This window comes from Streptococcus sp. FSL W8-0197, assembly GCF_037963785.1.
GTDB classification, from domain to species: domain Bacteria; phylum Bacillota; class Bacilli; order Lactobacillales; family Streptococcaceae; genus Streptococcus; species Streptococcus oralis_CQ.
In genome coordinates this window covers 769,412-792,183 of sequence record NZ_CP150168.1, presented here as the reverse complement: position 1 = coordinate 792,183, position 22,772 = coordinate 769,412, and the positions used below count along the sequence as shown (strand labels likewise).

The 22,772-nt window shown below is 43.2% G+C and carries 21 protein-coding genes and 1 pseudogene; 2 read left to right on the top strand and 20 right to left on the bottom strand.

Annotation, left to right across the window (positions count from 1 at the left end; all coding sequences use genetic code 11):
* Positions 1–7 precede the first annotated feature (7 nt).
* The 6 genes from NYE79_RS03990 to NYE79_RS03965 are packed head-to-tail and all read right to left on the bottom strand — an operon-like array spanning position 8 to position 6,064.
* Positions 8–1,111: a prephenate dehydrogenase gene (locus NYE79_RS03990; RefSeq protein ID WP_049490172.1), complete on the bottom strand. Its 1,104-nt coding sequence runs from the start codon at positions 1,109–1,111 to the stop codon at positions 8–10.
* A 9-nt stretch (positions 1,112–1,120) separates the two neighbouring features.
* Complete coding sequence (gene aroC, locus NYE79_RS03985) at positions 1,121–2,287, bottom strand: chorismate synthase (RefSeq protein WP_001269883.1); 1,167 nt, start codon at positions 2,285–2,287, stop codon at positions 1,121–1,123.
* 9 nt (positions 2,288–2,296) lie between these two features.
* Entirely contained in the window at positions 2,297–3,364 is a 1,068-nt protein-coding gene (gene aroB / locus NYE79_RS03980) for a 3-dehydroquinate synthase (protein ID WP_339293806.1), read from the bottom strand.
* An 18-nt stretch (positions 3,365–3,382) separates the two neighbouring features.
* A complete protein-coding gene (locus NYE79_RS03975) occupies positions 3,383–4,237 on the bottom strand; it encodes a shikimate dehydrogenase (protein ID WP_339293805.1) in 855 nt (284 codons plus the stop codon).
* Positions 4,227–4,904, bottom strand: coding sequence for a type I 3-dehydroquinate dehydratase (gene aroD / locus NYE79_RS03970; RefSeq protein WP_000767778.1), 678 nt, complete (start codon positions 4,902–4,904; stop codon positions 4,227–4,229). The genes NYE79_RS03975 and aroD overlap by 11 nt, the downstream gene beginning before the upstream one ends.
* Positions 4,901–6,064: a class I SAM-dependent rRNA methyltransferase gene (locus NYE79_RS03965; protein ID WP_216728288.1), complete on the bottom strand. Its 1,164-nt coding sequence runs from the start codon at positions 6,062–6,064 to the stop codon at positions 4,901–4,903. Before NYE79_RS03965 ends, aroD begins: the two co-directional genes overlap by 4 nt.
* A 272-nt stretch (positions 6,065–6,336) precedes the next feature.
* Here NYE79_RS03965 and NYE79_RS03960 point away from each other — a divergent pair, with 272 nt between their 5' ends.
* The gene (locus NYE79_RS03960) at positions 6,337–7,785 is read left to right on the top strand and encodes an alpha-amylase (RefSeq protein ID WP_216728287.1); all 1,449 of its coding nucleotides are present in this window, start codon (positions 6,337–6,339) and stop codon (positions 7,783–7,785) included.
* An 87-nt stretch (positions 7,786–7,872) separates the two neighbouring features.
* Here the strand turns inward: NYE79_RS03960 and alaS are convergent, their stop codons facing one another.
* The 10 genes and pseudogenes from alaS to budA form a co-directional block, all read right to left on the bottom strand.
* Positions 7,873–10,491: an alanine--tRNA ligase gene (gene alaS, locus NYE79_RS03955; protein WP_339293804.1), complete on the bottom strand. Its 2,619-nt coding sequence runs from the start codon at positions 10,489–10,491 to the stop codon at positions 7,873–7,875.
* Between the two features lie 20 nt (positions 10,492–10,511).
* On the bottom strand, positions 10,512–10,997 hold the full coding sequence (locus NYE79_RS03950; protein WP_000847086.1) for an LURP-one-related family protein: 486 nt from the start codon (positions 10,995–10,997) through the stop codon (positions 10,512–10,514).
* Between the two features lie 274 nt (positions 10,998–11,271).
* Complete coding sequence (locus tag NYE79_RS03945; protein ID WP_216728285.1) at positions 11,272–11,523, bottom strand: hypothetical protein; 252 nt, start codon at positions 11,521–11,523, stop codon at positions 11,272–11,274.
* 149 nt (positions 11,524–11,672) lie between these two features.
* Positions 11,673–12,743: an extracellular solute-binding protein gene (locus NYE79_RS03940; protein WP_216728284.1), complete on the bottom strand. Its 1,071-nt coding sequence runs from the start codon at positions 12,741–12,743 to the stop codon at positions 11,673–11,675.
* On the bottom strand, positions 12,740–13,513 hold the full coding sequence (locus NYE79_RS03935) for an ABC transporter permease (RefSeq protein ID WP_000712716.1): 774 nt from the start codon (positions 13,511–13,513) through the stop codon (positions 12,740–12,742). The genes NYE79_RS03940 and NYE79_RS03935 overlap by 4 nt, the downstream gene beginning before the upstream one ends.
* The gene (locus NYE79_RS03930; protein WP_169446275.1) at positions 13,510–14,316 is read right to left on the bottom strand and encodes an ABC transporter permease; all 807 of its coding nucleotides are present in this window, start codon (positions 14,314–14,316) and stop codon (positions 13,510–13,512) included. Before NYE79_RS03930 ends, NYE79_RS03935 begins: the two co-directional genes overlap by 4 nt.
* Positions 14,297–15,454 (bottom strand): annotated as a pseudogene (locus NYE79_RS03925) (ABC transporter ATP-binding protein). The gene NYE79_RS03930 and the pseudogene NYE79_RS03925 overlap by 20 nt, the downstream one beginning before the upstream one ends.
* Before the next feature lie 159 nt (positions 15,455–15,613).
* Complete coding sequence (gene murB, locus NYE79_RS03920) at positions 15,614–16,519, bottom strand: UDP-N-acetylmuramate dehydrogenase (protein WP_049490180.1); 906 nt, start codon at positions 16,517–16,519, stop codon at positions 15,614–15,616.
* Between the two features lie 111 nt (positions 16,520–16,630).
* Complete coding sequence (locus NYE79_RS03915; protein ID WP_084945123.1) at positions 16,631–17,383, bottom strand: YhfC family glutamic-type intramembrane protease; 753 nt, start codon at positions 17,381–17,383, stop codon at positions 16,631–16,633.
* A gap of 9 nt (positions 17,384–17,392) precedes the next feature.
* On the bottom strand, positions 17,393–18,124 hold the full coding sequence (budA, locus tag NYE79_RS03910; RefSeq protein ID WP_000375405.1) for an acetolactate decarboxylase: 732 nt from the start codon (positions 18,122–18,124) through the stop codon (positions 17,393–17,395).
* Between the two features lie 144 nt (positions 18,125–18,268).
* Here budA and NYE79_RS03905 point away from each other — a divergent pair, with 144 nt between their 5' ends.
* Positions 18,269–19,540, top strand: coding sequence for an aminotransferase class I/II-fold pyridoxal phosphate-dependent enzyme (locus tag NYE79_RS03905; protein WP_216728281.1), 1,272 nt, complete (start codon positions 18,269–18,271; stop codon positions 19,538–19,540).
* 19 nt (positions 19,541–19,559) lie between these two features.
* Here the strand turns inward: NYE79_RS03905 and NYE79_RS03900 are convergent, their stop codons facing one another.
* From NYE79_RS03900 to pstB (NYE79_RS03885), 4 genes are all read right to left on the bottom strand, one after another.
* Positions 19,560–20,375 carry an ABC transporter substrate-binding protein gene (locus tag NYE79_RS03900; protein WP_049479154.1) on the bottom strand — a complete coding sequence of 272 codons (816 nt, stop codon included), beginning with the start codon at positions 20,373–20,375 and terminating at the stop codon, positions 19,560–19,562.
* A 157-nt stretch (positions 20,376–20,532) separates the two neighbouring features.
* A complete protein-coding gene (phoU, locus tag NYE79_RS03895) occupies positions 20,533–21,186 on the bottom strand; it encodes a phosphate signaling complex protein PhoU (RefSeq protein WP_000946469.1) in 654 nt (217 codons plus the stop codon).
* An 11-nt stretch (positions 21,187–21,197) separates the two neighbouring features.
* Positions 21,198–21,956 carry a phosphate ABC transporter ATP-binding protein PstB gene (pstB, locus tag NYE79_RS03890; RefSeq protein ID WP_339293803.1) on the bottom strand — a complete coding sequence of 253 codons (759 nt, stop codon included), beginning with the start codon at positions 21,954–21,956 and terminating at the stop codon, positions 21,198–21,200.
* A gap of 12 nt (positions 21,957–21,968) precedes the next feature.
* Positions 21,969–22,772, bottom strand: a complete 804-nt coding sequence (gene pstB, locus NYE79_RS03885) for a phosphate ABC transporter ATP-binding protein PstB (protein ID WP_000049851.1) — start codon at positions 22,770–22,772, stop codon at positions 21,969–21,971.

Genomic DNA, 22,772 nt, shown 5'->3' with positions numbered 1-22,772 from the left:
TTTCTCCTTATTTGATGACGACTGTATAGTCCGTATTTTCTGTAATTAAGCGTTCAGCTCGTTCTAAATCTTGAGCATTTTTAAAGGAAATTTGTAGAATACCGTGAATATCCTCACGGTTTTCTTCGTTGATGTGGATATTAACCAAAGAAGTCCCACGTAGCAATTCCAAAATTCGCAAGATGACATCTTCTTCATCGGGAACATCGACATAGAGGTCGTAAGAGCTATCCACACCACCACGCTTATGTATTTCCATGGCCTGACGTTGCGCACGCGCTTGGTTGAAAAAGTTCCAGATTTGCTCTTCATCTCCCCTGCTGATGGCCTGACCAATCGCTTCCAAGCGTTCCTTGAAATCCGCAATTCGCTCTAGAATAGTCTCACGGTTAGACAAGAGAATAGAAGTCCACATACCTGGCTCGCTTTCCGCAATGCGAGTCATATCTCGAAATCCACCCGCCGCAAAGCGTCTTGCCATCTCATGTTCTTGAGCATAAACTGCTGTTTGTTCCATGAGACCTGATGCCAAGATATGGGGAAAATGGCTAATCTGTGAAGTTACTTGATCGTGCTCCTTGGCATCAATTTCAATGAAACGAGCATGGAGGCCTGAAAGTAGGTCCTTCATTTCTGAAAGGGTTTCTGGAGTGGTCAAGCTAGATGGAGTAAAGATATAGTAGGCATTTTCAAAGAGATTAACATCGGCAGAGGCAGCTCCTGTCTTGTGGCTACCAGCCATGGGATGAGCCCCGACAAAACGAATTGACTTGCCAGCCAAATATTCCTCCGCCACTTCCACAATGGCAGCCTTGGTTGAGCCCGCATCCGAGATAATGACGCCTTCTTTCAAGTTCAAACCTGCCAACTCCTGAATAAAAGCAATGGTCTGCTTGATTGGCAAGGTCAAGATGATGACATCTGCCAGAGGAGCAAAACTGGCAAAATCATCCGTCGCACGGTCAATCATCCCCCGCTCCAAGGCAATATCTCTAGAAGCCTGACTGCGATTATAACCTAGAATTTCATAATCAGGATGATCGCGTTTGATACCAAGCGCCATCGAGGCACCAATCAAACCGAGACCTGCGATATAGATGGTTTTTGCCATAGGAACTCCTTAATAGTTCTTTGTATACTCACGGTGTTTGGTTACCGCTTCTTTTAATTCCTCTAGGTTGTCCGATGAAAATTTTTCAAGGATTTCTTGCGCCAGAACCGTTGCTACAACAGCTTCCATGACTACCCCAGCTGCTGGCAGAGCGGTCGGATCACTTCTCTCCACGGTTGCCTTGTAAGGTTCGTGGGTTTCGATATCCACACTCATAAGTGGTTTGTAAAGAGTGGGAATGGGTTTCATAACTCCACGAACAACAATTGGTTGCCCATTGGTCATACCACCTTCAAAACCACCTAGATTATTGGTACGACGAGTATAGCCGTCTTCTTTAGACCAGAGAATTTCATCCATAACTTGGCTGCCTTTGCGGTAACCAGCTTCAAATCCAAGACCAAATTCCACCCCTTTAAAGGCATTGATAGAAACAACTGCTTGGGCCAATCGCGCATCCAATTTTCTGTCCCATTGGACATAGGAGCCAAGGCCAACTGGAACGCCTCCGACGACTGTCTCTACAACCCCACCGATGGTATCACCGTCACGTTTGATTTGGTCAATATAGTCCTTGATTTCCTGTTCCCGCTCTTGGTTGACAATAGAAACTTCAGACTGGGCAGCTCGTTCCTTAATCTCAGCCACTGTCAGATTTTCAGGTACATCGATTTCCTTGCCACCAAAGACCACGACATGGTTGGCAATCTCCATATTTAGCTCAGCCAAAAGTCGTTTGGCTACTGCCCCAACAGCCACTCGCATGGTGGTTTCACGGGCAGATGACCTCTCCAAGGAATTTCGCAAATCATCAAAACGGTACTTAATGCCCCCAACTAAATCGGCATGACCTGGGCGAGGATGGGTAATTTTTCTCTTGCTTTTAAGGCGGTCTTCAATGTCCTCAGCAGACATGATATCCAGCCATTTTTGGTGGTCCTTATTGATGACATCCATGGTAATAGGTGCCCCTGTCGTCTTCCCGTGACGAACGCCCGAAGTAAAGACAACCTGGTCACTCTCAATCTTCATACGGCCACCACGACCGTAGCCACCCTGACGGCGTTTAAGGTCTCCATTAATATCCTCTGCTGTCAAAGGAAGTCCAGCTGGAATTCCTTCAATAATAGCCGTCAAACGGGGGCCGTGTGATTCTCCTGCAGTTAAATATCTCATACGTTCTCCTTATTTTACCAAGTAGTCTTTCATCTCTTCCAGAGAAACTGGGTGAATGGTCGCTGAACCAAGCTCTGGAACTAAGACCAATTTCAAGGTGTTTCCACGCGCTTTTTTATCATGAGTCAAAGCTTGATAAAGTTTGTCAACATCCCAGTTTTCATAATCAACAGGCAAGCCAAATTTCTGGCACATCTCTGTAATGGACTGGGTTATTCCTTCTGGCATGAGGCCTTTTCCCTCAGCAACCTTGGAAATCTGAACCATGCCCATAGCCACAGCTTCTCCATGCATGACCTTGCCATAACCGGCAGTTGCTTCAATAGCATGACCAATAGTGTGCCCAAAATTGAGGTAAAGACGAACACCGTTATCCAACTCATCTTCGACTACCATCTTGCGCTTAACCTGACAAGAATGTTCAATCAAAGTCTCTGCATGTTCCAAAATGCTCTCTACAGAACCATCTAGCTCCATCAAGAGAGCCCACAGTTCTGGATCCTCAATCAAGCCGTACTTGATAACCTCGCCCATCCCCTCAATCAGCTCTCTTTTTCCAAGCGTTTCTAGGACAAGCGGGTCAATCAGAACCCCATCTGGTTGGGCAAAAGTTCCCACCATATTTTTAGCAAAAGGAGTATTGACACCCGTCTTTCCACCAATAGACGAATCAACCTGGGCTGTCAAACTAGTCGGAATCTGAACAAAGTGAATGCCCCGCATATAGGTAGAGGCTACAAAACCAGCTAGGTCCCCAACGACACCACCACCAAGAGCCACGATCCCATCGCTACGAGTCAACCCCTGCTTGACTAGAAATTCATAGACTTTCTGAACAGTTGTTAAATTTTTTCGTTCTTCGCCTTCTAAAAAGTCAAAAACAGCTACCTGAAAACCAGCATCTTCTAGGCTGAGTTTAATCTTCTCTGCATAGAGAGAAGCTACATGGTTATCGGTTACAATGACCACTTTTTGAGGTTGCCAGAGTTCTCGCAACCATTGACCAACCTGAGCCAGACAACCTTTTTCAATCTGAATATCATAAGGATGATGCGGAATATCGATTCTGATTTTCATAGGAGGGTCTCCTTTTCACTATTTATATTTTTCTGTTAAGGACTGCCAAATTTCTTCTGTCGGCATTTCTTTACCTGTCCACAGTTGAAAAGCTTCAGCAGCTTGATAGAGCAACATTCCCAGACCATTGACGGCTGGATTGCCCTGACTTCTAGCCCATTTCAAAAAGGGCGTTTCAAAGGGTTGGTAAATGATATCTGCGACCAAGATATCTTCAGGTAAGACTATACTTGTCGGAACTGGGGACGACTGGCCATCCATGCCCACACTGGTGGCATTGACTAGTAAGTGCGAATCAGCAATCTTTTCTTGCAGGTCAGAAGCATCTTCTAAAGCGTACAAATCCACTTTAAAACCTGTTTGGTCCTGCAACTTGTCTAGATAAGGTCTTGTTTTTTCCATGGAAACTGAACGCACAAAGACTGAAATTTGACTGGCCCCATCCAAAATGGCTTGTGCCAAGATTGATTTGGCCGCACCACCTGCTCCCAGAATGGTCATTTTCTTATCCGAGATTGTAAAAGAAGGCAAGCTCCTAAAAAATCCCTTGCCATCTGTATTATATCCAATTAACGTTCCATCTTGATTAACAACTGTGTTGACCGCCCCAATCAAACGAGCCTCATCACTCAACTCATCCAGATGAGGAATCACCTGCTCCTTGTACGGCATGGAGAGATTGATGCCAAACATCTGGTAACGGAGAATATTGGCGACTGTTTCTGCCAAATCACCCGCTTCAATCTCCCAAGCTACATAGGCACCATTGGTATCTGTCGCCTCAAAGGCCCTATTGTGGATAAAGGGTGAAATAGAGTGTTTGATGGGATTGGCAACAACTGCAGCTAAACGTGTATAGCCATCAAGCTTCATCCAAAATCTCCCTGATTTTCTTCATGTTTGATAGCGAAATCTGACCTGGGGCACTCGCTTCATCCAGACTAGCAAATGACCAACTTGAACCCGTCACATCTGAAGTGATACGAGATACCTTGCCCATTTTCCCCATGGAAATGGTCACGTACTCTTGCTCAGGATTGAGTGTTTTAAATCCTCGAGTGTAGTTCATCAGGTCTAAAACATCCTGCTCCGTATGGGCCATAACTGATACCTTGACCACTTTCGGAGAGAGACTGGTCAACTCAGACAAAATTTCCATCATGTTTTCAGGTGTCTCCTGGAAATTATGGTAACTCAAAACAAGATTTGGAAAATCCAACATTTCCTCAAAAACGTCCTTATAGCTGAAATACTCAAAATCTACATAATCCGGCTGATAGAGTTGAGTAACTTCCTTAATGATTTGAACATACTCTTCTGAGGAAAGTTCGATTTCTCCTCCCTCAGCGCGGGTCCGAAGGGTAAAGACAAGTTCGCGTCCTGCAAATTTCTCAAAGATAGCGGGTGCTACCTGTAAAATAGCGTCCTTTGTAAGAAAGTCCGCACGCCACTCAATGATATCGGCATCTTCATACCTAGTGGCATCCAGTTCTTGCGCTTCTTCCAAACTTCTTGGCATTACTGAAACGATTAATTTCATCTACTAACCTTCATACTAATCACCTTGAGGTAATTACTGCTTTCATCTTTTTTATTATAGGCAAAGTCTGCTGGAAGTCCATATTGGTTCAAGATCTGATACCTTCTTCCTGCAAAACCTTTATCAATTTGTTCTGTAAATTTCTGGCGGGAAACATTGGCAGCATTGGTACTGGCGATGATAATGCCTCCCGGATTTAAAATCTCTAGACTCTGGGAAATCAACTTGTGATAGTCCTTAGCTACAGAGAATGTTTGTTTTTTATTGCGGGCAAAACTCGGCGGATCAAGGACAATCACATCATAAGTCAAGCCTTTTCGCTTGGCATACTTGAAGTACTCAAAGACATCCATAACGATAAAACGATGATTGTCCGTGCTGAATCCATTTGCCTGAAAATGGGCTTCTGACAGCTCTCTGGACCGTTTGGCCAAGTCGACTGAAGTCGTCTCACTCGCGCCTCCCATAGCTGCAGCAACAGAAAAGGCAGCCGTATAGGAAAACATATTGAGCAAGGATTTGCCCATGGCTAGACCGTCAACCAGACTCCCACGGACCTCATGCTGGTCTAGAAAAATCCCTGTCATCAAGCCATCATTCATAAAGACTTGATAGAGCACGCCATTCTCAAGAACAGTAAAATAGTCTGGCGCTTCCTCACCATAAACATAGGCAGACTCGTAGTCTAGACCTTTAAAACGAATCTTCTCATAAGCCCCCAAGACCTCAGGAAAAACTTCCTTAAAAGCCTTTACGATCAGCTCACGAATCTGGTAAACAAAGGAGTTGTACCAAGAAAAAACAGCATAACCTCCATAGAGATCAACAGTCAGACCACCAAAACCATCCCCCTCTTGGTTAAAAAGGCGAAAGGCAGTAGTCAAGTCATCTTGATAATAAGGCTTTCTAGCTTCCTTAGCCTTACGAAACAGGATTTCAAAAAAGGCTTGATTGAAACGAACCTTTTCCTTGCTGACCAACCAACCGATTCCCTTATTCTGTTGAGAAAGATAGGCACTCCCTAAAAACTTCCCGTCTTGACTAAGAACTTCTACTGCCTGATCCGTCAGTTCAATATCTGTTAAATCACTCGCTTCCAAAAGAACCAGACCCTTAGCTAGCTTTTTTTCAACATGTCTGCTGACCCTAATTCTATTCATAGCTACTATTATAGCAAATTTTGTGACAATTCTCAAAAAAGAAACCGTTTAACCATTTGTACTTTAGTTTACTGAGTGTCATTTTTGTTAAAATAAGTTTATTCCATTTACTTTTTCACCAAAACATCCTTTCCCTTGTGATGGAAAGAGAGATTTTAATCGCTAAAAATAGACAATTTCAGAAATGAGTATAGAATCTTGCGCAAACGTTTGCCTAGTTCTAAACTTTATGGTAGAATAAAACACAACATTGATAAGCAAGAGGAAAAACAATGCAAAATCAGACACTTATGCAATACTTTGAATGGTATTTGCCTCACGACGGCCAACACTGGACGCGACTGACAAATGATGCAGAGCACCTAGCAAACCTTGGTATCAGCCATGTCTGGATGCCACCTGCCTTCAAGGCAACCAACGAAAAAGATGTCGGCTATGGTGTTTACGATCTTTTTGACCTAGGCGAATTTCACCAAAAAGGGACTGTCCGTACCAAGTATGGGTTTAAAGAAGACTATCTTCAAGCCATTCAAGCCCTAAAAGCACAGGGAATTCAACCTATGGCCGATGTGGTGCTCAATCACAAGGCTGCTGCCGATCATATGGAAGCCTTTCAGGTTATTGAAGTGGACCCTGAGGATCGTACCGTTCAACTAAGCGAGCCCTTTACTATCAATGGCTGGACTCACTTTACTTTCGATGGTCGCCAAGATACCTACAATGACTTCCACTGGCACTGGTACCACTTCACAGGTACAGACTACGATGCCAAACGCCGTAAGTCTGGTATTTACCTGATCCAAGGAGACAATAAAGGTTGGGCAAATGAGGAATTGGTCGATAACGAAAACGGTAACTACGACTACCTCATGTATGCCGACCTAGACTTTAAGCATCCTGAAGTCATCCAAAACATCTATGACTGGGCTGACTGGTTCATGGAAACGACTGGTGTAGCTGGTTTCCGTTTGGATGCCGTTAAGCACATCGACTCCTTCTTTATGGGCAATTTCATTCGTGATATGAAGGAAAAACACGGTCAAGATTTCTATGTTTTTGGGGAATTTTGGAACCCAGACAAGGAAGCCAATCTAGACTATCTCGAGAAAATAGAAGAACGTTTTGACCTTGTCGATGTTCGTCTCCACCAAAATCTCTTTGAAGCCAGTCAAGCTGGATCAAGCTATGACCTTCGTAGTATTTTTAACGATAGTTTAGTGGAAATTAAACCTGATAAGGCAGTCACTTTCGTGGACAACCATGATACTCAAAGAGGACAGGCACTTGAATCAACCGTCCAAGAATGGTTCAAACCAGCAGCCTATGCGCTCATCCTTCTTCGTGACCAAGGTCTTCCATGTGTATTTTACGGAGACTATTACGGCATTTCAGGGCAGTATGCCCAAGAAGATTTCAAAGAAGTTCTTGACCGTCTCCTAGCCATCCGAAAAGACTTGGCCTATGGAGAGCAAACAGACTACTTTGACGATGCCAACTGTATCGGATGGGTACGTTCAGGCGCTGAAAACCAATCCCCAATCGCTGTCCTTATCTCAAATGACCAAGAAAACAGCAAGGCTATGTTTGTTGGTCAAGAATGGGCTGACCAAACCTTTGTTGACCTCCTTGAAAATCATCCAGCACAAGTTACAATCAATGCTGAAGGTTATGGAGAATTTCCAGTAGCAGCGGGTTCAGTCAGTGTCTTCGCAGCAAAATAAACCTATCAGTTACAAGCCAGATCCAATCGGATTTGGCTTTTTTGTAATCACAAAAAGACCTACCCAAAGGGATAGATCTTTAATGTCTTATAATTTACCTGCTACTGCATCCAAGAGTTCTTGGATTCTCGCTTGGTTGCTTCCTCCTGCCATGGCCATGTCTGGTTTACCACCACCACGTCCATCGACGATTGGAGCCAATTCTTTGACAAGGTTTCCTGCATGCACATCTTTTGTCTTGCTAGCTACAAGAACATTGACTTTGTCACCGATAGATGCAACTAGGACAAGCACATCAGAGTAGTCTTTTTGTTTCCAGTTATCCGCAAAGGTACGAAGGGCACCTGCGTCTGATACAGAAACTTGGCTTGCAATGTAACGGTGTCCGTTGACTTCCTTCACATCCTTGAAGACATCACCTGCAGCTGCAGCTGCTGCTTTTTCCTTCAATTCTGCATTTTCTTTTTGCAATTGACGAAGTTGCTCTTGAAGTCCTTCAACCTTATGAGGAACTTCCTTGAGTTGAGGTGCTTTCAAGGTTGCTGCGACGGCTTTCAAAGCGTCTTCTTGTTCACGATAAGCTTCAAAGGCTTCCTTACCAGTTACTGCCAAGATACGGCGGGTACCTGAACCGATTCCTTCTTCTTTGACAATCTTGAAGAGACCGATTTCAGAAGTATTGCCAACGTGGGTACCACCACAGAGTTCCACTGAGTAGTCACCGATGGTCACAACACGAACTTCTTTACCGTATTTCTCACCAAAGAGGGCCATAGCTCCCATTTCTTTAGCCGTGTCAATATCTGTCTCAACAGTTTCTACAGCAATTGCTTCCCAGATTTTCTCATTGACTTGCTGTTCAATGACGCGCAACTCTTCAGGAGTTACGGCTTGGAAGTGCGTAAAGTCAAAGCGAAGGAATTCGACTTCGTTCAGAGATCCTGCTTGTGTCGCATGGTGGCCAAGGATATTGTGAAGAGCCGCATGGAGCAAGTGAGTCGCTGTGTGGTTTTTCATGACACGGTGACGGCGATTAGTATCGATTGCCAAGGTATATTCTTGATTCAAAGCAAGTGGTGCAAGAACTTCGACAGTATGAAGAGCTTGTCCGTTTGGTGCTTTTTGCACGTCCGTTACAGTCGCTACGACATTTCCTTTAGCATCCAAGATTTGACCGTGGTCAGCTACTTGTCCACCCATTTCAGCGTAGAATGGAGTCTCTGCAAAGATAAGAGAGGCAGTTCCTTCAGATACAGCTTCTACTTCAGCATTGTCCGCTACGATAGCCACCAACTTAGAAGGCAATTGGCTGGCATTGTAGTTGAAGACACTTTCCACTGTAATGTTTTGAAGGGTTTCATTTTGCATTCCCATTGAGCCACCTTTGACAGCTGACGCACGCGCACGTTCTTGCTGCTCTTTCATGGCTGCTTCAAAACCTTCACGGTCTACAGTCATCCCAGCTTCTTCAGCGATTTCTTCTGTCAATTCAACTGGGAATCCGTATGTATCGTAGAGTTTGAAGACATCTTGCCCAGCGATAACAGATTGACCTTTTTCTTTCAAGTCAGCTACGATGCCTTGGGCAAAGTGTTGACCTGAATGAAGGGTACGGGCAAATGACTCTTCTTCGCTCTTAACGATTTTTTCGATAAAGTCACGTTTTTCAAGCACTTCTGGGTAGTAGCTTTCCATGATTTTTCCAACAGTTGGAACGAGTTTGTAAAGGAAAGGCTCGTTGATACCCAATTTTTGACCGTGCATAGAAGCACGACGAAGCAAACGACGAAGAACATAACCACGACCTTCATTTCCAGGAAGGGCACCATCACCGATGGCAAATGAAAGAGAACGGATATGGTCAGCAATGACCTTGAAGCTCATGTTGTCGCCATCTTGGTCGTAGACCTTACCAGACAATTTCTCAACTTCACGAATGATTGGCATGAAGAGGTCTGTTTCAAAGTTCGTCTTAGCTCCTTGGATAACGGCCGCCAAACGCTCCAAACCAGCGCCCGTATCAATGTTCTTGTGCGGCAATTCCTTGTAGTCGCTACGAGGAACAGCTGGATCAGCGTTAAATTGTGACAAAACGATGTTCCAGATTTCGATGTAACGGTCGTTTTCGATATCCTCTGCAAGCAGGCGAAGACCGATATTTTCTGGGTCAAATGCTTCTCCACGGTCAAAGAAGATTTCTGTATCAGGTCCAGAAGGCCCCGCACCGATTTCCCAGAAGTTGTCTTCGATTGGGATCAAGTGGCTTGGATCCACTCCTACTTCAATCCAGCGGTTGTAAGAATCTTTATCGTCTGGATAGTAGGTCATGTACAGTTTATCAGCTGGAAAATCAAACCATTCTGGGCTTGTCAAAAGCTCATAAGCCCAAGTGATAGCTTCGTCACGGAAGTAATCCCCGATAGAGAAGTTCCCCAACATTTCAAACATGGTATGGTGACGCGCAGTCTTCCCTACGTTTTCGATGTCGTTAGTACGGATGGCTTTTTGCGCATTGGTAATACGTGGGTTTTCAGGGATAATGGTTCCGTCAAAGTATTTCTTAAGGGTTGCTACCCCAGAGTTGATCCACAAAAGAGTTGGGTCGTTTACTGGAACCAAGCTGACTGATGGTTCTACAGAGTGACCTTTGCTTGCCCAGAAATCAAGCCACATTTGGCGAACTTGAGCACTAGATAGTTGTTTCATAAAATCTCCTTATTACTTGTTTAATTTGATTGGCTTTCCAGCATCTCCACATAGTCAATCGCGACACAAAGGGAAATAACCAGGTCTGCATAAGAGTCTTCATAGACGGTTACGGTGTAAGTTGAGGTCAAATGGAAAATCTCTTTCCGAATCTCGGCGACAAGCTGATCACGGTCATCCAACAATTTGAAATTTAAATCCCAAATATTGCCTTCGATACGAAGTCCCAGATTATCAAACTCATACTTATCTCGCCAGAAGGTCAACTTCTTACGAATGACGAAATTGGAACCGTTTCGTAGCTGAATAGTAAAGCGAGGAAGCAAGGTGAAAAATTCTTTACTAATCTCACTAACTTGCTCACCATAGGCGTCATAGATGGTAAAGGTCTTAGGAATTTGGAAGAAAGAGCCCTCCACCTGATAGTTCACTACTCCTCTGTCATCTTTGATATCAAAGCGTTCGCCTCCAAGACGAAACTTTTGTTTCACGAGAAATGTCTTCATAAACACCTCCAAAAATCAAAAGACAAGCTCATATCACGAAGGGCGAAAAACCGCGGTACCACCTTCATTCAATGAACTTGTCATTCTCTTATTCTTATGCAATTGTCTGATTGAGTAGCATGATTTCCTAGCTTAGATGGCTCGCAGCACCGCCACTTCTCTGGACTAAGATGACTGAAAATCAATTCTCAACTTTCTTATTATATCGTTTTTTATAGTTTGAGTCAACTGGAAATCATCTCCATTGAATCAGACCAATTCCCTACATCCCTGATTACTTTTTGAGGATATATTTTTTCTTACTGCCATTTTTCTTTTTATCCCAACTTTTATTCCAAGTTTTTGAATTGCTAAAGATAGCTATGAAAACATTTGCAAATATAAAGTAACCTATCACCAAATGTATGGAATCCGTTGTTAGATATTGCCGATCCAAGCCATCCTTTAAATGGATTAGTATAATTGTTTCGTTAACAATTAAAAAGGTTGGCCAGTAACTTTTTTTGAAAAAAGTAGATATTTTCATGATTTGTTACCGCTTTCTATTCGTATAAACTTAGTATACTACTAGGCAAGCAAATAAGCAACTCGAATAGAAAAAGATAAGGCTGTAAAAGTTAACTTCTATTAAAAAAACGAACCAGCTTAACTGATTCGTTTCATAACTGCTTACTCCTACTTCCGGTACATTTTAAACTGTAGGAAGAGGTCACTATATTTTCCTGTCCATTTATGGTCAAATTTCTCATAAACTTCCAAGTGTTTCATGGTGTCAGCGTCTGGATAGAAGGATTTGTCTTCCTTGGTCTCCTCTGGGAGCATTTCCTTGGCTGGTAGGTTTGGTGTTGAGTAGCCCACATACTCCGCATTTTTCAGAGCATTTTCAGGTTTCAACATAAAGTTGATAAAGGCATAGGCTGCATCTTGGTTTTTCACGGTTTTTGGAATGACCATGTTATCAAACCAAAGGTTGCTGGCCTCAGTCGGAACGACATATTTGAGGTTAGGATTTTTCTCCAACATCTGGCTGGCTTCTCCTGAGAAGGTCACCCCGATAGCAGCATTGTTCTGAATCATGTAACCCTTCATCTCGTCCGCCACAATGGCCTTGATATTTGGAGTCAGTTTATAGAGCTTATCCACTGTCTCTTCCAACTGCTGAGGATCCTTGGAGTTGAGGCTGTAACCAAGTGAGTTAAGCCCGAGTCCCAGCACCTCACGCGCCCCATCAAAGAGCATGATGGAATCCTTGTATTCTGGCTTCCAGAGGTCATCCCAATGCTCAGGTGCCTTATCTACCATGGTTTCATTGTAGACAATTCCCAAAGTCCCCCAGAAGTATGGGATGGAGAATTTATTGCCCGGGTCAAAAGACTGGTTGAGAAACTCTGGTCCGATATTTTCGATTCCTTCAATTTTTGAATAATCCAGAGGGAGTAAGAGGTCTTCGTCCTTCATCTTGTTGATCATGTATTCACTTGGGATGGCAATATCATAGGTTGTTCCACCCTGCTTGATCTTGGTATACATGGCTTCGTTGGAGTCAAAGGTCTCGTACTGGACTTGGATCCCTGTTTCTTCTGTGAATTTCTCCAAAAGTTCTGGATCGATATAATCCCCCCAGTTGTAGATAACCAGTTTTTGACTATCTCGACTGTTGATTTTACTATCTAGATGAGTCGCAATCCCCCACAAAACTAGGATAATGGCTACAATTCCTGCTAAAAATGAATAGAGTTTTTTCATGCTTGCTCCTCCTTCTCACGTGAGATAAAGTAATAGCCTACAACCAGGATAATACTAAAGAGAAAGACAAGGGCAGAGAGGGCATTGATTTCTAGAGAAATCCCCTTCCGAGCACGGGAGTAGATCTCGACTGACAGGGTTGAAAAGCCATTTCCCGTTACAAAGAAGGTCACGGCAAAGTCATCCAGCGAGTAAGTAAAGGCCATGAAATAACCTGCAATGATAGACGGTGTCAGGTAAGGAAGCATGATTTCCTTAAACATCTGAAACTGGCTGGCACCCAAGTCATAGGCCGCATGAATCATGTCATCATTCATCTCCTTGAGACGGGGCAAGACCATCAAGACCACGATAGGGATGGAAAAGGCCACGTGACTAGATAGAACCGTCAAAAATCCAAGTGAAAACTTAAGCTGTGTAAAGAGAATCAAGAAGCTGGCACCAATCATAACGTCAGGCGCAACCATGAGGATATTATTGAGTGATAGAAAGGCTTCTTGGTATTTCTTACGAGACTGGTAGATATAGATAGCACCAAAAGTCCCGATAATGGTCGCAATCAAGGCTGATAAAAAGGCCAAGAAAAAGGTTTGGGTGAGGATCAACATGAGACGGCCATCACCAAACATAGTTTTAAAATGGCTCAAGCTAAAGCCTGTAAAGCTGTTCATATCATCGCCAGCATTAAATGCATAGCCGATCAAGTAAAAAATTGGCAAATAAAGGATGATAAAGACAAAGGCTAGGTAGAGATTGGCAAATTTTTTCATCGTTCTCTCCTTTCCTTGGTCACCCACATGGTGATGAACATGGTTAGGATGAGGATTACACCGATGGTAGAACCCATACCGTAGTTGTCATTGGTTAGAAAGTTCTGCTCAATAGCCGTTCCCAGCGTGATAACGCGGTTCCCACCAATCAAACGTGTCAGCATGAAGAGACTCAAACTAGGGATAAAGACTGATTGGACACCACTTCTTACTCCGTTCATAGACAGAGGAAAGATAACATGGCGGAAGGTCTCCCACTTGGTCGCACCGAGGTCATAGCTGGCATTGATAAGATTGTTGTCCATATCGTCCAAAACATTGAAAATCGGCAAAATCATAAAGGGAAGCTCGATGTAGCTTGCGACAAAGATAAAGGAGAAATCGGTAAAGAGCAACTGCTGCGAACCGATTCCGATAAATTCCAAAAATTGGTTAATAGAGCCATTCTGACCAAAAATCCCGATAAAGGCATAGGCCTTGAGGAGCAAATTGATCCAAGTTGGCAAAATAATCAGCATGAGCCAGAGTTGACGGTGCTTGAGACGAGTCAAAAAGAGGGCTGTTGGATAGCTGATGAAAAGCGTTACTATGGTCACAATCCCTGCATAGAGTACTGAGTTAAAACTCATTTTAAGATAGGTCAAGTTTTGTGATGCAAAGTAGGATTTATAGTTTTCTAAACTAAACTGGCCTTCAATGTTGAAAAAGGATTGACCAAAAATTAAGACCAAGGGTGCGAGGACAAAGAGGGCAATCCAAAGCATGTAGGGCACTACAAAGAGTTTAGAGGTTGTTTTCTTCATCTCTTTCCTCCTCGATCGCGTTAATCAGACCTGCTTCTTGCTCTTCGATTTCTACGTACTACTCGATACGAGCATCGAATTCTTCTTCGGTTTCGTTAAGACGCATGATGTGGATATCTTCTGGTTCAAAGTCCAGACCGATTTCCTCGCCAACGATGGCCTTACGAGTCGAGTGGATCATCCATTCATTTCCGAGTTCGTCATAGGCGATAATCTCGTAGTGCACCCCACGGAAGAGTTGGGTATCCACCTTGACTTGGAGCTTGCCTTCTTCAGGAAGGGTAATGCGCAAGTCCTCTGGACGAATGACAATCTCGACAGGCTCATTTGGCTTCATCCCCCCGTCGACCGCTTCAAAGCGTTTGCCATTGAACTCGACCAAGTAGTCCTCAATCATGGTTCCTGACAAGATATTTGACTCACCGATAAAAGTGGCAACAAAGTGGTTGATTGGCTCATCATAGATGTCCACCGGCGTTCCAGACTGAACAATCTCGCCATCGTTCATAACGAAAATCCAGTCACTCATAGCAAGAGCTTCCTCCTGATCGTGAGTGACAAAGACAAAGGTAATCCCCAATCGTTGTTGCAATTCACGCAGTTCGTACTGCATGTCTGTTCGCAATTTCAAGTCCAGCGCTGACAAAGGCTCATCCAACAAGACCACACGGGGCTGGTTGATAATGGCACGGGCAATGGCTACACGCTGACGTTGTCCTCCAGAGAGTTTACGGATGGAACGTTTTTCATAACCTTCCAACTGAACCATCTTGAGAACTTCCGCTACACGCTGCTCGATTTCTTTCTTGTCGACTTTACGCAAGCGGAGTGGAAAGGCAACATTTTCAAACACATTCATATGTGGAAACAAGGCATAGGATTGGAAGACCGTATGGACATCTCGTTTATTAGTTGGGATATCGTTGATCCGCACCCCATCCAGTAAAATATCCCCTGTCGTCGCATCCAGTAAACCTGCAATGATGTTCAGGATGGTTGATTTTCCTGAACCAGATGCGCCCAAAAGAGTGTAAAATTTCCCTTCTTCCAACTCAAAGTTAATGTCTTTGAGAACCTTGGTGTTGCTGTCTTCAAAAACTTTAGAGACGTTTTTGAATTCAATAATTGGTTTTTTCAATTGTCATAAATTCCTTCTTTTTCATAAATTAACAGATCCGGGCTCTGTCAGGCCGCTACTACCTCGTGTAGGAGATTGAACTGCCTACATACATCTTCACTAACGATAGGCTTTCACCCCCTTTACAATGGTTATAGTAGCAGCTTTTCTACCCCAACCTTATTCCTTCTCACCCAAGATTCGGACTTCTCTTTCAAGAGTGACACCTGAGTGTTCCTTGACTTTTTCGATAACAGATTGGATCAAGTCTTCATAGTCTTTGGCCGTTCCGTCAGCAACATTGATCATGAAACCAGCGTGCTTTTCAGATACTTCAACACCACCGATACGATAGCCCTTCAAACCAGCCTCTGAAATCAACTGACCAGCAAAATGCCCCACTGGACGCTTAAAGACTGAACCACAAGATGGGTACTCTAAAGGCTGTTTAAGTTCACGGAGGTGCGTCAAGCGATCCATTTCCTGCTTGATAACCTGATGATTCCCTGGAGCTAGGGCAAATTTAGCTGACAAGACAATGGCCCCAGAATCCTGAATAGCTGAATGACGGTAACCAAAAGTCAAGTCCTTGACTGACAAGGTCTCAATTTCCCCTTCCTTGGTCAAAACTTGACAAGACTGCAAGATATGAGCAATCTCTCCTCCGTAGGCACCCGCATTCATAAAGACAGCTCCACCGACGCTCCCTGGAATCCCACAAGCAAACTCAAAACCAGTCAAACTATGACGGAGGGCAATACGTGTCGTTTCAATCAAGTTAGCTCCAGCTTCTGCTTCGATGGTATAGCCATCAACCGAAACGTTATTAAGCTTATCACACAAGATGACAAAACCACGGATTCCACCTTCACGAACAATGATATTGCTGGCATTTCCTAGCACCATCCAGGGAATATTCTCTTGATTGGCAAATTGGACGACACGGGCCATCTCATAGCGATTGCGTGGCAAAACTAGATAATCCGCTCGACCTCCTACCTTTGTATAGGTATAGGTCTTCAAAGGTTCCTTAAAACGAATATCGATTCCTTCTAGGATTTCAAGCATTTTTTCTTTTACTGACATGTCACTCTTCCTTTTTCAAAATTCATTCCATTATACCATTTTTAGAGACATTTGACGACCAAAAAAAGAGCTTGTTTTATCTTTACATAAAAAAAGAGGTCACCCCTCTTTTTATGATTTTTTCCAAAATGTAGATTTGGTTAGCCAGATAAAGACTAAAAGTTCTGCGAGAAGAATGAACTCAACTAGAAGCGGATTTGCAATCCAGCCCACTTGAGATAGAGCTGGAGCTAAGTCAAACAAGGCATGTAATCCATAGGCAGCAAGGAGGTAGATCCATTTCTTTTGACGAACACTTTGATAGACCCAGATAGAAAGACCAATTTGTAGAACCAAGGCAAGTACACGCTCAACTCCTAGTAAATAAACCTGCCATACAGAAAGAGACTGAACCGTTTCGAGTGTTGACTTTGGAAGGAGATTAGCTACATCAGTATTTGAAGACTGGATGAGTGAAAAGAGAATCAAAAGACTGATCAAGCTTCCCATTCCGAGATAGAGCATCTCCAAACCCCCATGTCCCAAACCATAAGCCAAAGCATCTCGATCTTCTAGCTTTCTCTTTTTCTCCAACCATTTAAAAAAGACAAGACGAGCTGTTTCCTCAAAGAGGGCCGCCATGGCGATTCCATAAAGGACATATAAGAAAGGCTGCTCCTGCATAAGCGGAATGGTTCCATCTTTTTGCGGATGGAGTATCAGAAGGTGAACCATCTTCTCTAACACTTGAGAAGAAACAAAAAATGCGATTGCCCCCAAGCCCATCACTGCAAGAGAGATTTTAAACCGTTTTTTGGCATACCAAGTTCCACTTACTAGAATGAGAACCAAAGCGATCATGGTAAGGATAATATGTACTGTCATCTTTTTCTCCTATTCTGACTTATCAATATCTTTCTTCATCTCGTCAACGTTAAATTTGGCAAATAAATACTGGCGATCTTGGACTGGAAAACGTTGGTCCAACTGGTCGACTGCCCCAACCTCGATCATTCCTTCTTTGATAACAAAGTCCATCACATGCCCACCAAAGGTCAAATCATCTGAGATAAAATGCAAATGGTAGCCTGCAACACTCACTCCATGGAAAATCTCCGGTGTCCAAAATCCAACAATGGTTCCCGATACATTTTCCCGGCTATATTCAGGTTGGTGAGTCGCTACATCAGCAAACTTGGTATCAGGTGTGGATTTAGGAATCATACGTACGTGCATTTGTGAAAATTCGCCATGAATCTTGATGGAACGAAAAAGATTTTCCCCATCATAGTAGGACTCAATCCGCTTTTCTAATTCCTTATCAGTCATCTCAAAGCGCTGACGGAAAATCACTTCTGCCTGATGAGGAACCACTGCTGCATAGGGAATAAGGGCATCCGCTGCCACTTCAACGATTTCAGGCGTTTGACCAGACCCCTTGGCTTGATAAGCCTTGCCATCAAGGACGATCAATTCCCCGTCAATCGAATCCAAAGTCCCCAAACCAAGGTCACCATGTTCCAGCAATTCTCCTACTGTCATGGTTCCACCATAGAGACCTGCCATTAGGGCACCTAGAGTATTGTATTGAAATAATTTTACCGGTTCCTGCACTTTTCTATCCATTCTCTTTCTTATCTTCTGTTCAATGAATCATCATACTTTCTAAGTATACCACATTTGCTCCTAGTTGTGAAAGGGGGAATGCTTTTCCCATTGCAAAGGAGGCAAAAAAAAGGTACAATGTAACAAAATCAACGGAGGTCTGGAATGAAGAAAGAAAGTAAATACCAAGCAGTCGTTTCCTTTCTAAAAAAGGGTATCGAATCAGGAAAATTTCCAACAGGTAGCCGGCTTCCCTCCATCCGTCAATTGAGCCAAGACTTCCACTGTAGCAAGGACACTATCCAGCGAGCCCTGCTGGAATTACGCCATGAACAATATCTCTATGCCAAGCCCCAAAGTGGCTATTATGTTCTAGAACAGGGGCGGCATCAGGACTTGGAAATCGAAGTCACTGACGAACATGCCAGTGCCTATGACGACTTTCGGCTCTGTGTCAATGAAACCCTGATAGGTCGAGAAAACTATCTCTTCAACTACTATGATAACCAAGAAGGCCTTGAGGAACTCAGACAATCTGTCCATCAACTCTTCTTTGACCAGGCTCTCTACTGCAAACCCGACCAACTGGTTCTAACATCTGGTACCCAGCAAGCTCTCTTTATCCTTTCTCAGATTAACTTTCCGAGCGAGGGAGCGGAGATTCTAGTTGAACAGCCGACCTACCACCGGATGAATCGTCTCTTGGTCGCTCAGGGATTGGCCTGCCAGACCATTGAACGCCGAATTGATGGCATCAACCTTGAAGAACTGGAAGAACAGTTTAAATCTGGGAAAATCAAGTTTTTCTATACCATTCCTCGTTTCCACTATCCTCTTGGTCATTCCTATTCTGATCAGGAAAAAAGGGCTATTCTGGATCTAGCAAACCAGTATGGTGTATATATCGTCGAGGATGATTATCTAGGTGACTTAGACTCTAAAAAGGGACAAACCTTCCACTATCTGGATACTGAGGATCGGGTCATTTATATCAAGTCCTTCTCAACCAGTCTCTTTCCAGCCCTTCGTATTACCGCTCTCATTCTCCCAAATGCCCTAAAAGAGGCCTTTGTTTCCTACAAAAATATCCTGGACTATGACAGCAATCTCATCATGCAAAAGGCTCTTTCTCTTTACATTGATAGCCAGTTATTTGAAAAAAATCGACTGGCCCGCCTTAGCCTTCAAGAGAACTATCAGGCTCAGATAAAGAAAGTGCTTGAAGAAAACACCTGCCCCTTGCCCCACTACCCTCTACACGATGGTCTTTTGCTTGATTTGAGAAACTATCCTAAGATTGCCAGTCTGAAACACAGCTCACTCAAACTAGACTTTTTTGAGAAGGCTTATTTGGACATCTGCCCTTATCAGTTTGCCAAAGTCACTCTTGAAAATCTAGAAGAGCTATTAGAATACATAAAAGCAGAATTGGATTAAACTCCAACTCTGCTTTTTCTTATTGTTCAACTTCTGTTAGTTTCGCTGCTTTTTCAAGATAGTTTTGATAGGTTCCGTCATCTTTCAGTTTTTGGATAACCTTATCGACTACTGCTTTCAAGTCTGATTGATCCTTCTTGATAGCAACAGCATTGGCTTCGCCATCTTTCATCGTCAAGTTAACAGATGCAACAACGAGATCTGAGTTTTTACCTGCGTAGCTAAGAGCAACTGGTTCATCCATATGAACAGCATCCACTTTTCCAGCCTGCAATTCATTGACTGCTTCCCCCATATTGGTCAAGGATGTCAACTGGGCATTTGGCAATTGTTCCTTGACCATGGTTTCTGGCACAGTTCCCTTTTGAGCTGCGATATTGGCACTTGCGAGGCTTGAAAGATCCTTGTACTTGTCTAAATCGGCTTTTCTAACCAAGAAACTCATCTTATTTTCATAGTAAGGGATTGAAAAGTCAAAGACTTCCTTTCTCTCATCTGTAGCACTAATTCCTGCAATGGCCAAGTCAGCCTTTCCAGTTTGAAGACTGGTCAAGACATTGTCAAAACTCATGCTAGAGATTTCAAGTTTAACCCCAAGCTCGTCTGCAATTGCTTGAGCCATATCAATATCTGCACCAACCACTTGGTTTTTACCATCTACCAAGGCTTGGAATTCAAACGGCGCATAGTCTGGGCTGGTCGCAACGACTAGCTTTCCTTTTTGTTTGATAGCGTCCACAGCAGACTGGGAACTATCCGTACCTGACTGGCAAGCTACTAGAACCACACTGGCAAGCATGCTACACACAACTAATATCCATTTCTTAAATTTCATAAATAAACGACCTTTCTGTTAATTCTGAATAATTATAACTCTTTTAAAAATAGTTGTCAACCCTTTTAGAGATTTTGATTGTAAAACAATTCTTTTCATAAAAAAGAAGACTGATTTATTTTAATCAGCCTTTTCTTCTGTATATTTAAACCGTTTCTTATAGTTCGACAATCTTACCCGTTTCAAAGTAAACAACCCATTCACAGATATTTTTTGCGTAGTCTCCGATACGTTCCAAGAAAGAAATGACTTGGAAGTAATCACGGCCTGTAACGATAGCTTCAGGATTTTTCCTAATTTCTTCTGTTGCCAAATCTCGGATGCTATCAAAGTAATGGTTGATTTTTTCATCCATAGCCGCTACTTCGTAGGCTTGATCCACAGAACCGTTGAGATAGAGATCTAGAGCCGCTTCAACGAAGTTTTTCACGTCGCGTCCCATCTTTTTGATTTCTTCTTCAACAGAAGGGATACGTTGCTCCCCCTTCATACGAATGGTCGCCTCAGCGATAGACACTGCATGATCTCCCATGCGTTCCACGTCTGAAACTGCCTTTAGAACAGTCAAGACGGTACGAAGGTCTTGCGAAACAGGTTGTTGGAGAGCAATCATTTCAAATGATTTCTTTTCCAACTTCACTTCATATTCATTAACTTCTGCATCGTCTTCGATGACTTCTTTTGCCAAATCACGGTCATGCGTAACAAAGGCACGCACTGTACGATTGATCTGCGAGAGCACTTCTTGTCCCATAGCATAGAACTGGTTGTGCAATTTCTCCAAATCTTCTTCAAATTGAGATCGTAACATCATTCAACTCCTTATCCAAATTTTCCTGTAATATAATCTTCTGTTTCCTTGTTTTGTGGGTCTAGGAACATCTTCTTCGTATCGTTAAACTCGATCAAATCCCCATCTAGGAAAAATCCTGTTTTATCAGAGATACGAGAGGCTTGTTGCATCGAACGCGTTACCAAGAGCATGGTGTATTTATCTTTCAGACCATACAAGATTTCCTCAATCTTACCTGCAGAAATAGGATCCAAAGCTGATGTTGGTTCATCTAAGAGGATGATTTTCGGACTGGTTGCTAAGACACGAGCAACACAAACACGTTGTTGTTGTCCACCTGAGAGACCAATGGCCGAATCATGCAAACGATCCTTTACTTCATCCCAGATAGAAGCACGTTGCAAGGCCTTTTCTACTGCTTCATCAAGAACTTGCTTGTCCTTAACACCATTGATACGTAGCCCATAGACAACATTTTCGTAGATAGACATAGGGAAGGGATTGGGCTGTTGAAAGACCATACCGATTTCCTTACGCAATTCAACTGTATCAGTACGGGGACTGTAGATATTGTGACCATTATAGACCACTGATCCAGTTGTTGTCACCTCAGGATTTAGATCGCCCATGCGGTTGATGGCTTTGAGTAGGGTAGACTTTCCTGATCCAGAAGGACCAATCAAGGCTGTTATTTCCTTAGGTTGGAAAGAAAGGGAAACACTATTCAAGGCCTTCTTTTTATTGTAATAAACGGACAGGTCTGAGACCTGTAAAATCGCTTCTGACATACCGTTTCCTTTCTAACCAAAGTGTCCCGTTACATAGTCATTGGTTGACTGTAACTTAGCATTTTGGAAAATATTGGATGTCTTATCGTACTCAATCAAATCACCCAGGTAGAAAAATCCTGTGTAGTCACTTGCACGCGCAGCCTGTTGCATACTGTGGGTAACGATGATGATGGTAAAGTCCTTCTTTAATTCCAACATGGTTTCTTCCAGTTGGGCTGTCGCAATCGGATCCAAGGCTGACGCCGGTTCATCCATCAAGAGGATATCTGGCTTAACAGAGATGGCGCGAGCGATACAAAGACGTTGTTGCTGACCTCCAGAAAGCATCAAGGCTGATTTGTGGAGGTCGTCTTTGACCTGATCCCAAAGGGCAGCCTGTCTTAGAGAGGTTTCTACAATTTCATCAAGTACTTTCTTGTCCTTAACACCTGCACGTTCATGAGCAAAAGTGATGTTGCGGTAAATAGACTTAGCAAATGGATTTGGACGTTGGAAGACCATTCCGATATGCTTGCGCATCTCATAGACATTGATTTCTGGACGGTTGACGTCAATCCCTCGGTAGAGGATTTGCCCTGTGACCTTGGCAATATCAATAGTATCATTCATCCGATTGAGACTGCGAAGATAGGTAGATTTTCCTGATCCAGAAGGACCAATCAAGGCCGTGATTTTATTTTTTTCAAATTGCATATCGATGCCCTTGATGGATTCATTTTTACCATAGTAAACATGTAAATCCTTAGTAGAGAGGGCCACTTTTTCTTCAGGGAAAGTGATGATATGTTTTTCATCCCAGTTATATTTTGACAT

What these genes read in the sequence shown, in the direction of transcription:
- NYE79_RS03990 (WP_049490172.1), bottom strand. Translation starts at nt 1,111, where the DNA reads ATGGCAAAAACCATCTATATCGCAGGTCTCGGTTTGATTGGTGCCTCG.
- aroC (WP_001269883.1), bottom strand. Translation starts at nt 2,287, where the DNA reads ATGAGATATTTAACTGCAGGAGAATCACACGGCCCCCGTTTGACGGCT.
- aroB (WP_339293806.1), bottom strand. Translation starts at nt 3,364, where the DNA reads ATGAAAATCAGAATCGATATTCCGCATCATCCTTATGATATTCAGATT.
- NYE79_RS03975 (WP_339293805.1), bottom strand. Translation starts at nt 4,237, where the DNA reads ATGAAGCTTGATGGCTATACACGTTTAGCTGCAGTTGTTGCCAATCCC.
- aroD (WP_000767778.1), bottom strand. Translation starts at nt 4,904, where the DNA reads ATGAAATTAATCGTTTCAGTAATGCCAAGAAGTTTGGAAGAAGCGCAA.
- NYE79_RS03965 (WP_216728288.1), bottom strand. Translation starts at nt 6,064, where the DNA reads ATGAATAGAATTAGGGTCAGCAGACATGTTGAAAAAAAGCTAGCTAAG.
- NYE79_RS03960 (WP_216728287.1), top strand. Translation starts at nt 6,337, where the DNA reads ATGCAAAATCAGACACTTATGCAATACTTTGAATGGTATTTGCCTCAC.
- alaS (WP_339293804.1), bottom strand. Translation starts at nt 10,491, where the DNA reads ATGAAACAACTATCTAGTGCTCAAGTTCGCCAAATGTGGCTTGATTTC.
- NYE79_RS03950 (WP_000847086.1), bottom strand. Translation starts at nt 10,997, where the DNA reads ATGAAGACATTTCTCGTGAAACAAAAGTTTCGTCTTGGAGGCGAACGC.
- NYE79_RS03945 (WP_216728285.1), bottom strand. Translation starts at nt 11,523, where the DNA reads ATGAAAATATCTACTTTTTTCAAAAAAAGTTACTGGCCAACCTTTTTA.
- NYE79_RS03940 (WP_216728284.1), bottom strand. Translation starts at nt 12,743, where the DNA reads ATGAAAAAACTCTATTCATTTTTAGCAGGAATTGTAGCCATTATCCTA.
- NYE79_RS03935 (WP_000712716.1), bottom strand. Translation starts at nt 13,513, where the DNA reads ATGAAAAAATTTGCCAATCTCTACCTAGCCTTTGTCTTTATCATCCTT.
- NYE79_RS03930 (WP_169446275.1), bottom strand. Translation starts at nt 14,316, where the DNA reads ATGAAGAAAACAACCTCTAAACTCTTTGTAGTGCCCTACATGCTTTGG.
- murB (WP_049490180.1), bottom strand. Translation starts at nt 16,519, where the DNA reads ATGTCAGTAAAAGAAAAAATGCTTGAAATCCTAGAAGGAATCGATATT.
- NYE79_RS03915 (WP_084945123.1), bottom strand. Translation starts at nt 17,383, where the DNA reads ATGACAGTACATATTATCCTTACCATGATCGCTTTGGTTCTCATTCTA.
- budA (WP_000375405.1), bottom strand. Translation starts at nt 18,124, where the DNA reads ATGGATAGAAAAGTGCAGGAACCGGTAAAATTATTTCAATACAATACT.
- NYE79_RS03905 (WP_216728281.1), top strand. Translation starts at nt 18,269, where the DNA reads ATGAAGAAAGAAAGTAAATACCAAGCAGTCGTTTCCTTTCTAAAAAAG.
- NYE79_RS03900 (WP_049479154.1), bottom strand. Translation starts at nt 20,375, where the DNA reads ATGAAATTTAAGAAATGGATATTAGTTGTGTGTAGCATGCTTGCCAGT.
- phoU (WP_000946469.1), bottom strand. Translation starts at nt 21,186, where the DNA reads ATGTTACGATCTCAATTTGAAGAAGATTTGGAGAAATTGCACAACCAG.
- pstB (WP_339293803.1), bottom strand. Translation starts at nt 21,956, where the DNA reads ATGTCAGAAGCGATTTTACAGGTCTCAGACCTGTCCGTTTATTACAAT.
- pstB (WP_000049851.1), bottom strand. Translation starts at nt 22,772, where the DNA reads ATGTCAAAATATAACTGGGATGAAAAACATATCATCACTTTCCCTGAA.